Origin of the sequence: Desulfofundulus thermobenzoicus (assembly GCF_009428905.1) — a bacterium.
Taxonomy (GTDB): domain Bacteria; phylum Bacillota; class Desulfotomaculia; order Desulfotomaculales; family Desulfovirgulaceae; genus Desulfofundulus_A; species Desulfofundulus_A thermobenzoicus.
The window spans coordinates 22,535-28,906 of record NZ_WHYR01000051.1; the positions used below are offsets into that span (position 1 = coordinate 22,535).

The window sequence follows — 6,372 nt, forward strand, 5'->3', positions numbered from 1 at the left end:
TAGTCGTCCCAGTGTCAGGTCACCCGGGACAAATACCGCTGCAGGGCGTCCTCCCAGGGCGGCAGCAGATAGCCAATGGTTTCCTTCAGGGGAAAGGGGTCCAGCATGGAGCAGGCGGGTCTTTTCGCCGGGCGGGGGAATTCGGCCGTGGTACAGGGGCTCAGCCTGACCTTAAATCCGGCCATGGCAAGGGACGCCGCCGCGAAATCGTACCAGGTGGTGCTGCCGCTGTTGGTCACGTGGTAGGTGCCGTAACAGCCGGTGGCTGCCAGGTCGGCCAGTGCCCGGGCCAGGTCCACCGTGCATGTGGGGCAGCCCCGCTGGTCGTTCACCACCCGGGCCTCCCCCTTCTCCCGGCCGGTACGCAGTATGGTATCCACGAAATTTTTGCCTCCCGGCCCGAAGAGCCAGCTGGTCCGGACGATATAATAACGCCCCCCGGCCGCCGCCACAGACTGCTCTCCCCACAGCTTGCTCCGGCCGTAGGCATTGATGGGGTCCGGCGGGTCGAAAATGCCGTATGGCACGGGGTTGCTGCCGTCAAAAATGTAGTCGGTGCTGATATGTACCAGATCTGCGTCCATTTCCCGGCAGGCCAGGGCCAGGTGGCGGGGTCCCAGGCCGTTGACCAGCAGGGCCTGGCGGTAGTCGCCTTCCGCCCCGTCCACATTGGTATAGGCGGCGCAGTTGACCACCACGTGGGGTCTAAAATGCCACAGGGCACTGCGCACGGCAGCAAAATCGGTTATGTCCAGTTCCCGCCGGGTCAGGGGCAGCACCTCATCCCCCCGCCTTTGAAATTCAACCGCCACCGCCTGCCCCAGCATGCCGGCGGCGCCGGTGATCAATATTCGCTTCCTGTATATGGTCATTTTTTGCCCGGTTCGAGAAAGTTTACAAAACCTGACGATTAATTGGGTTTGTAAACCGGCCTCCCGTGACCGGGCTTCCGCTCCTTTCCATGATTTGATTTGCCCGGCATTTCTTACGGCTGTTTTCCCCGCGCTTTACCAGCACGGAAACCATTTAATTATTCTGCAGGAAGCTGTAAAAACCTCTACCAACCCGCCGGCTATTTTCATGGAAATGTAAAAGCACGAGTGCAGGAAGCTGCAAAGCGGGCCGCTCTGGCAATTCGACCACCAATGACTTCTATGGTTCGAATACAAGGAAACCACCCCGACGGCTATCGGTACAGCCATTTTTGTGAGCGTTACCGGCGGTGGTGCCGGAAACTTGACGTCATGCACCAGACCCACCGCACCGGGGAGAAGGTGCTCGTGGATTTTGCCGGGCAGACCGGCCCGTATTGGACACAACCACCCGTTAAGGTGCGCCAGATCAGATCTTCGTGGCCGTTATTGCTGGTAATCCAACGGAATCAGCGACGGTTTTGCGGCAGATCTGCAATTTCCCAGGCTGGAATTCCCTTGGAGCTGATGTTTCCTTCTTTATCCAACCAGAGGCGGATGCCTTTTCCCTCCCTGTTAAAACGACAAACCCGGCCCCCCACCACAATAGAAGTGTTCTCAAAGACATATCCCACGGTAACCACGGCTGACGGGCCGGTCACCACCCTGGTTGTGGCCCCACCTCTGGACCCCAGTTCGCCCACATGCACATCCCCGCCAGCCTGTATCTCGCCACCGCGAAATACCCCGGATACAGTCACCTTCTTGCCAGTCTGGACCCGGGAATTATAACAACCACTCCCCACCACCCGGACATCGCCGGTAGCTATAACGGTAGAATTGTGGATGCTTGACGCCACCACATCACTTTCCGCGGACGGCGGGGACGCAAAGGTCTGTTCCCATTCCCCGGCTCGCCGGGCCAGTGTTTCGAGTTCCCGGAGGTCACGCACAGCCAGAGGGGAACTAACCAGCACCCGTTCGACTTCCCGGATAAACTCTTCCAGGCCTTCAGCGGCCATTCCCGGGGGCATGGTTTTAACCTGCTTCTTGAAGGTACTGGCGGCAGCGGGAAGATGGCGAAACTTCCCTTCCAGCAGCAATCTTACCAGGGGGCCGATACCGCGTTTGAGATCGCCCTGCTTGAACGCCGGGTGACCCAGTAGCTGCCGGATAGCCATGGTCATCTCCTGCAAACCGGCCGCCAGGGTATGAACCTGGGGCAACATTCCTTGCAGGAAAGCAGGAACTCCTCCCGCGATTACCACCGATGACAGGATATTCATCCGGATCAGGACGGACCCCGTGGCTTGAACCCTCGCTCCGGAGACCAACCCTCCCACCCTGACATTCCCGCCCGCTTCTACCACCATCCCTTCCGCCACATTTCCGGCAATCAGGATATCTCCTTTAAAGACAATGTTACCTGAAGCAAGGTCCACGTCACCGGCATGCACCAGCTCAGGCAATACGCTCACACTCACCAGGTCGCTCCAGCGGGAGGCCACGGGACGTCCAGCCCGGGCCGCTACGGCCCGGTCACCATCCCTGGTAAGCACCGCTCCTTCGCCTGCCGAAAGGATGAAGTCCCGGGGCGACGGCGGCACAATTACCTCACCCTTGACGCTGGTGCCGGGACGTCCCGGCTCAGGCGGGTGTTTGACAGCCAGGACGTCTCCCGCCTCCACCGAAGTAAAAACATAGCGTTCCCGGAAATCCACCGCTTCGTCTTCCCCCGCCGGTACCGGCACCTTGGAATTGGAAGAAAAAAGCAATTCCACCCGGCCGTCTTTTCCCGGTTCTGCAGGAATACCCCGGGCGATAATCACCTCCTCTTCAGTGCAGGAGGTAACACCGCGAGAGCATGCTTCCCAGTCTACACCATAGTTAATCCCCAGCCGGGACAACTCCCGCAATAGTTCGTCCTTGGTAAGTGGTGGAAAACGTTCTTCCCGGTCCACTACCGCCAGTTGTAGTATCCTGGCGGGCGGGAGATCCGGCAGTTCCCGGTGAACTACCACCGCAGGGCGCGTTCGCAATATCGCCTGTAGACCATCGGAAGAAACGGACACGGACCATTCCCCTTCTCTACGCTCTTCCACCGTTTCCATCCGCACCGTATCTTTCATGGATACGGGGGTGGGTTGAGTGCACTCCCGGCCGTTAACAATGAGCCTTACCCCCGGGCAAGGTACCACCACCGGGTAAGGTCCCTCCGGCCGGTGCCGGACAACAAGGCGCCCCTGTTTCACAAAAGCATATGGACCCACTGCTTCTCCGTCCGGAAAAGCATTGTCCACTGCACTCGCTGTTGCTGCGGGGGAGCCCCGGGTAGTCTCTTCTTTATATTTCATAAGAAATCACTCCTGCTAAGCGTTGGAATTTGCCTTAAGAACTTCCAGTACCTGAAAAAAACCTATCACTTCCAGGTCTTCTCGAATAAAATCGGGGATGTGAACAATTTTCAGGGTGCGCCCCTGCTTGTACAGGTGTCTGACCTGACTCAGGAGCATTCCCACCCCGGAAGAGTCTATGAACCGAAGTCCCTGCAGATCTATCTCCACCACTTCCTCCGGCCGTCGCTGAATTTCCTGTTGCAACTGCTCCACGTTGCTGAAATCCAGTTCGCCCTCCACCTCCAGGATTACCATCCCTTTCTTTTGCCGGACTCTAATCTCCACCCCTTTGACCTCCCTTTCCCGTTACCTTCATAACGACCAGTGTCACGTCATCCTTTTGGGAAAAACCGCGGGTAAATGTCTCCAGGTCAGATAAAATGTTTTGTCTCATCCTGTCTGCATCAGCGCCATTCTGAAGGCGAACTGTCTTCATCAATCGCTCCTGTCCGTACCTTTGCTCGCCCGGACCACAGGCCTCCACAAGTCCATCGGTATACAGCACCACCGCATCTCCGTCGACAAGAAAAAATTCCTCCACCCCTGACCCATGGTAATCTTCCAACAGGCCCAGGGCGACTCCCCGGCACCGGGCCACTTTCACCTTGCCGTCAGATAGAAGGAGGGGAGGGTGATGCCCTGCATTGACACAGGAGAGGCGTCCAGCTATCCCGTCGTAACACAGCAGGCACAGGGTGGCAAAAGCCCCGCATTTCCGCAGTTCATCCCCTCCCACCCTGTTTAACCGGCGCACCACCTCCGGAGGATGGGGATTAATCCTGATACACTCCCGGAGCATATGGCGGATTGTTTCCATCAGCCGGGCCGCATGGAATCCTTTGCCCATTACGTCTCCGATTACGGCAAACACGGTTCTCTCGTCACAGGAAATAAACTCAAAAAAATCCCCCCCGACCTGTTCGGCAGGCAGGCTACACCCACTGACTTCCAACCCGTAAGCCCTTAGTATTTTCCCATTCCCTCTAATCACTTCTCCCATCCTGCCCCTACCTCTCTTCTCCGCCCGGAGCGGTGTTTTGCGCCAGGAGCCTGTCCAGCCCTACCAGCCGCATCACCTCCGCCACATCGGGTTGCGGCCTTAAAATCAGTATCCGGCCTCCTTTTTGCCGCCAGTCGTTGTTAATGTCCAGCAAACTTTTCAGACCGGTGGAATCAACGAAAGAAACGCCCGACAGGTCAACTTCCAGCGTGTGTTCTCCCACTTTCCCAACAACTTCTTGCAACTGCGCTACCGTTTCCACGTCCAATTCACCGCTCAGCACCAGCCGGCACACCCCCCGGGCAACGCAAACATCCACTTTCAGCAATAACATCACCTTCCTTCAATGGTCTTGTTTTAACCTATCTACCGGCACAACGCCAAAGTCCAGGGCCAGGGCGGTACCTGACGGTCCTGTATTAAGGTAGAGGTGGTCCGTATAGTAGAGCATCAGGGTAAATCCACACCCCAGGGAATTCTTGGTTGAATAATGTTGCATCAGCGTTGCCCGGGCCAATTCGCTGGTTTTGATTCCCGGGCCCCGGTCCTGCACAATAATCCTGACGGTGTCCCCTGACTGCCTGGCTTGCCAGCAACCGCCCCCTGCATGTTTGAGAGCATTGGCCAGCGCCTCCGTCAAGCACAAGACAATCGCATGCTGCCTGCGGCTGTCGAGAACAGGCAAGGCTTCCCGCATTGCCCGGCGGGCTTCCGGAATGTCATGGTTCTGTCGGACCTCACCCCTGGCCAGTTCTATACCTTCTGAGACCACCTTTCCCATCTCTTCACCATTCACCAGGTGTAGCCGCCACCCCGTTACCGCCGCTATGGCCTCCCGGTATATCCGCATCTCCTGCTGGTGCATCTTTCTCTCCTTTTCAATCACCCCGGTGATGTCAAAGGCCAGCAGTCCACCGCTCCTGTGGTCGAACGGTACGCCGTGAAGGTCAAACACCTTTTGCCCGTCGGCGCTAATGATCACCTCGCGCCGGTGTTCGGCCTGGCGGATAGCCTGGTGCATCAGTTTTTCCGCTTCTTCCATGGGCAGGTCCAGGTCAGCCTGGCCTGAAAGGTAGCGAAAGCGCCCCCCTTCATATTTCATCACCTTCCCCACCTTAAGAGCGTTAATTAGTTCGGATTTCTCCACCTCAGCCAGCAGTTTCTCCCTGACCAGATCCTGAAGGTGCTCCGGCAAGTGCCGGGAAATCTCCTGTATTAGTTCGCCGGCGCTTCCGGCCAGCAACTGATACTCCTCCCTGCTAAGACGGCGGGCAGTCCCCCGCTTCCGGTGGACACACAGGATATCAAAAACATGGACGTTGTTTTTCCCTTTGAACGGTACTCCGGCCACCTCGACCCACAGGCTTTCCTGCAGCCTGATTACATACCGGCCCGGAAGAGGAGCTTTCGTTTCCAGCCCGAACTCCGTTGTATTTAGTGCCAGGATGCGGGCCGGATACTGCCTGCCATGCTCATCTTCCAGCAATACCCGGACAGGCGGCGAAGGCACCCGGCGAAGGGGGCCCGGTTGAATAAAGTAATGGCATTCCACACAATGGCGGTCCGGTTCTGTTTTTGCGCATTCAAGACAACGTCGCATTTTTTCACCACCCTTCTGCCTGTCAGCTCCTCCCGGCTATATTTCCTTTCAGAATATTGGCCGCAGGATGACCTTATCTCGATAATGTCTCAGGCATTAGGCGGCTCTGCCGCGGCTCTCCGGGGCCGGCGAAAAGCCACGCGCTGAGGATGCAGGCAGGTCGACTTGGACCAGTACTCGAGCAGCGTAAACAAGAGTGTGGACTTCATGGAAGCACCTCTATCATGGAAATGGTGAAAAACCCCATGAGGACAATTTCTTATGGGAATAATGATTGCGGATACAAGACAGGGGTGGGGAACGCAAAAGGAGGAACCAGGGAAGAGAGAAGCAGAGAGGAGGAACCCCAAAAGGGTTGTTTAACGGCATAATAAGCAGGGCCAGATGTGAACAGGTTACCCCCCCCCCCGAACAGAAGATTTAACAAGGAACTTTTTCATTTTTTCTCAAACCCCCATCTTTTAC

7 protein-coding genes are annotated in these 6,372 nt (G+C 57.0%); 1 reads left to right on the forward strand and 6 read right to left on the reverse strand.

Features of this window, described 5'->3' with window-relative positions:
* Nucleotides 1-14: 14 nt before the first annotated feature.
* A complete protein-coding gene (rfbD, locus tag GFC01_RS14835; protein WP_243137619.1) occupies nucleotides 15-848 on the reverse strand; it encodes a dTDP-4-dehydrorhamnose reductase in 834 nt (277 codons plus the stop codon).
* On the opposite strand from rfbD, the gene GFC01_RS18830 reads away from it, so the two are divergent.
* The gene (locus tag GFC01_RS18830) at nucleotides 841-1,092 is read left to right on the forward strand and encodes a hypothetical protein (RefSeq protein ID WP_194174974.1); all 252 of its coding nucleotides are present in this window, start codon (nucleotides 841-843) and stop codon (nucleotides 1,090-1,092) included. The two genes, rfbD and GFC01_RS18830, sit on opposite strands and share 8 nt — an antisense overlap.
* A 289-nt stretch (nucleotides 1,093-1,381) precedes the next feature.
* Here the strand turns inward: GFC01_RS18830 and GFC01_RS14840 are convergent, their stop codons facing one another.
* Genes GFC01_RS14840 through GFC01_RS14860 form a run of 5 tightly spaced genes read right to left on the reverse strand, consistent with a single transcriptional unit; the run spans nucleotide 1,382 to nucleotide 5,907 of the window.
* Nucleotides 1,382-3,265 carry a DUF342 domain-containing protein gene (locus GFC01_RS14840; RefSeq protein ID WP_152947951.1) on the reverse strand — a complete coding sequence of 628 codons (1,884 nt, stop codon included), beginning with the start codon at nucleotides 3,263-3,265 and terminating at the stop codon, nucleotides 1,382-1,384.
* A gap of 15 nt (nucleotides 3,266-3,280) precedes the next feature.
* Nucleotides 3,281-3,592, reverse strand: coding sequence for an STAS domain-containing protein (locus GFC01_RS14845; protein ID WP_341474019.1), 312 nt, complete (start codon nucleotides 3,590-3,592; stop codon nucleotides 3,281-3,283).
* Nucleotides 3,582-4,307: a PP2C family protein-serine/threonine phosphatase gene (locus GFC01_RS14850; protein WP_152947952.1), complete on the reverse strand. Its 726-nt coding sequence runs from the start codon at nucleotides 4,305-4,307 to the stop codon at nucleotides 3,582-3,584. Before GFC01_RS14850 ends, GFC01_RS14845 begins: the two co-directional genes overlap by 11 nt.
* A 7-nt stretch (nucleotides 4,308-4,314) precedes the next feature.
* On the reverse strand, nucleotides 4,315-4,626 hold the full coding sequence (locus GFC01_RS14855) for an STAS domain-containing protein (protein ID WP_341474020.1): 312 nt from the start codon (nucleotides 4,624-4,626) through the stop codon (nucleotides 4,315-4,317).
* Nucleotides 4,627-4,650: 24 nt separating this feature from the next.
* Nucleotides 4,651-5,907 carry an ATP-binding protein gene (locus GFC01_RS14860; protein ID WP_152947954.1) on the reverse strand — a complete coding sequence of 419 codons (1,257 nt, stop codon included), beginning with the start codon at nucleotides 5,905-5,907 and terminating at the stop codon, nucleotides 4,651-4,653.
* Nucleotides 5,908-6,372 lie beyond the last annotated feature (465 nt).